Source organism: Candidatus Cloacimonadota bacterium, assembly GCA_020532085.1.
Lineage (GTDB): Bacteria > Cloacimonadota > Cloacimonadia > Cloacimonadales > Cloacimonadaceae > Syntrophosphaera.
In genome coordinates, this window is record JAJBAV010000092.1 from 1 (window position 1) to 2701 (window position 2701).

2 protein-coding genes are annotated in these 2701 nt (G+C 54.7%); one reads left to right on the forward strand and one right to left on the reverse strand.

Features of this window, described 5'->3' with window-relative positions; genetic code table 11:
* The coding region (locus LHW45_11320; GenBank protein ID MCB5286158.1) for a hypothetical protein at positions 1 to 2506 on the forward strand (2506 nt) is incomplete at its 5' end.
* On the opposite strand, the gene LHW45_11325 is transcribed toward LHW45_11320, so the two are convergent.
* Positions 2481 to 2645 (reverse strand): hypothetical protein, encoded by a 165-nt coding sequence (locus LHW45_11325; protein ID MCB5286159.1) that lies wholly within the window; start codon positions 2643 to 2645, stop codon positions 2481 to 2483. The two genes, LHW45_11320 and LHW45_11325, sit on opposite strands and share 26 nt — an antisense overlap.
* Positions 2646 to 2701 lie beyond the last annotated feature (56 nt).

The following is a 2701-nucleotide window of genomic DNA, read 5'->3' on the forward strand; positions in this document are numbered from 1 at the left end:
TGATGCGGCACATACCGCCCTGCCATTGCTCGGCGGCATGGCCGGGGGCGTTATTGGTGGCGTTGGCGGCGGAACGGCTGGATCAATTGTTCCCGTTGCTGGCACTGCAACGGGGATCACCACGGGTGGCGTGGCGGGCGGCGCGCTAGGATACGCCATAGGTGAAACGGGGGCGGACGCTCTCGACGAGTTCCTGGGAGTGGTCCCGGGTCGGACCATGCAAGAATCGGCCAAAACCGCTGTCGGCAACCTGCTTGAAGGGGCACAGTCTGAAGCGTTGGGCCTTGGTATGGGTGCGGCTGTCCCGCAACTGTGGCGCGGTGTGAAAGCTACCGCTCGCGGCGCAAAATCATTATTACCCATGACGCAGCAAGGGGCGCAAAAAGAAGTGTCGCGGCTGCTCACGGAATTTCGAAAAACTGGCGACCGTAAATTGCTGCAACAGGCGCAAAAGGTCGCCGATTCTGTGCCTGGGTTTAAATTCACGCATGGTATGGGGGCCAATAACCGCGACCTGATAAGCCTTGAGCGCAGCGTTATCAGCGGGTCGGCAGGCAAGCCCGGACTCGAAGGGGTGCAGGGACAAGCCGACGATATGTTGCAAGGCAATGTTCGTGCGGTTGAATCCAAACTGCGAGGCATGCAAAAGGGCAGCAAGGCCGACTTTGTAGATGAGTTGTCACAACAGCGCGGCGGCATTGAGGCCGAACGCACAGCCCTGGCGCAAACTGACGGGCAGTCCACGGGTAAACAGGTTCTGGAAGCCATCGAGACGGCGCAAACCCCATACAAGGAGCAAATGCGCAAACTCGAAGAGTTGATACCGGATTACCCAATACAAATCGACAGCACCAGGGCCACTATCAAGGAGTTATTGGGCAGCAAGAAGTTGAGTGATGAACCGCTTAAAGAAGTGGAAAAAATAAGCAACGCGATTGCCCAGCGCTTTGCCAAAAAGGGCAGCACGTTGCATACCCTCATGGGGGCGCGCCGGACGGTAAACGACGAAATCAGCAAAGCTTCCACGCAGGGCAAAGATAGCGTCGTGGCGGCGCTGATGCAGATCAAATCTTCCCTAGACGAAGACGTCGCGGCGGTAGCGTCGATGGCGCGGACAGGAAAGCTGGCCGAGTACAACGGCGCTCCAGTTTTTCCAGATAAACTGGCGGCGGAACTTGAAGAAAACGCGCTGCGCATCACATCCCTACAGAGCAAGCAGGCTCCAGACATTGACACGGCCATTAAAACGGTCAACGCCAGCGGCAGACCGACTATGCGCGTGGCAGGGGAAACAGAACAGGCATTTCACAAACGTCTGGCCAAAGAATATGAACGGCTGACCGGCAAACCCATGCCGACAAAGGCTGGCGGTGATGAAAAACTGATCTCTGACCTTTTGTCGCGCAACAAGGCCATTCAAAAAACGTTGCAGGAAGTGGAGCCCGGGCAGGACGTTGCGGCGTTGCTCAATGCCTACAATGATTTTTCGTCCAAAGAGTTTTTTGGCAGGTTCGGCAGGGACAGCGTAAAACAGGCTAAAGCAGCGCGCAGGCTTGAGAACGTAGCGCAGAAATTTGCTACGGACACTGGCGTAGATGACATTATCCGCGCAATAGGCCGCGATGAGGCGCAAACCGCCATGCGCAGCCATTATCAGCAACAGCTCGGGGCACTTTTAGACAAAAACCCCTCCGACGCGCAAATCATGCGATGGTTCAAAGAAAATCGCCGTCAACTTGGAAAACTTGGGTTGCATGACGAGTTTTTAAAAATAGTTCGCAGCCAGCAGGGATACAGGGATTTAGTCAAAATTACCGGGGCTGATACGGAGCAGCTTTTTGCCACAATCATGGCGGGAAAAGGGCGGGAACAGCGTCAGGCACTACAACCGATACTGTCTAGAATCAAAGACAAACCGCGCGCCATGGCAGGACTGAAAAGCGCATTTCTGGAATATCTTACCGAAAAAATCGTGCGGCCACTGGCAGCGGACAGGGTAGGCTTCGGGCGCGTTGCAGAGCAGTTGAAACAACTCGATCCGACCATTCAGAAGTTATTTTCGCCGAAGGAAGTTGCGGAGTTAAACAAAGTGCGGCAAGCGGTTGCCATTACACAGCGGCTAACACAGGGAAGTCCCATCGGTGGGTCTCAGACGCAGGAACTTTTAAAAGCGGCAGGTAGAGTGGCAGACGGCAAGCCTCAATCCACCGTCATGTCTGCCATTGTAAACATCGGTGCTTATGGCGCTGGTAGTCAGGCCGGTGGGTGGATTGGCGGCAGCATCGCGGCAGGAGCCGTTCATACGGTGCGGGAAATGGCTAAACGCCATGGGGATAAAGCCGTAAGAATGTATTTTGCCAGAGCAATGTTTGATCCGGCTTACGCGCAAAGCCTTGTGAAATTGACAGCGCAGGCTAAAAAACCATCGGCGGAACTGGTGAGACAGATCAACGCACAAGTGGCGCGCACCGTCATGGCGGTCAAGACCCAGAGCGGCGGCGATTGAGGTAGTCCACAAACTCGGAAATCATGACGATGCCAAGGCAAGACGCCATGATGAAAATTTGCGTATTCACTCCGGTATTTTTCACGAAATACATACCGGCAAAAGCGCAAAACGCGCCAATCGCTGTCAATTTGTTCATAGTGTCCTCATAACGGCGTAAACGGTTAAGCTAGCCACCGTCCACGGCAAAAGACT